Here is a 281-nt window from a genome sequence, read left to right as displayed (position 1 = left end):
TTTTAGATTATCTCTTGAATCCTAACCGTAAAACCCACGGGCTAAAGGAAATTTCAGAACTTAATCTACACTATCATCAGATTTCATTTGAAGAAATGCTAAACGGTAGAGTTATTACCGAAGTTCCGAAAGAAGAACTCACGAAATATGCCTGTGAAGATGTAGATTATCGACACAATGATTTTTAGATTATCTCTTGAATCCTAACCGTAAAACCCACGGGCTAAAGGAAATTTCAGAACTTAATCTACACTATCATCAGATTTCATTTGAAGAAATGC

At 34.5% G+C, this 281-nt stretch carries 1 protein-coding gene; it reads left to right on the top strand.

Going from position 1 to position 281, the window contains the following annotated elements:
* Positions 1-188 (top strand): hypothetical protein (locus BOQ64_RS23370; protein ID WP_164975878.1); only part of this gene is annotated, 188 nt, incomplete at its 5' end.
* Positions 189-281 lie beyond the last annotated feature (93 nt).

Source organism: Chryseobacterium sp. CH25, from assembly GCF_004119455.1.
Taxonomy (GTDB): Bacteria; Bacteroidota; Bacteroidia; order Flavobacteriales; family Weeksellaceae; genus Chryseobacterium.
The sequence above is the reverse complement of the archived record's forward strand: the minus strand, read 5'-3'. Positions and strand labels throughout refer to the sequence as shown.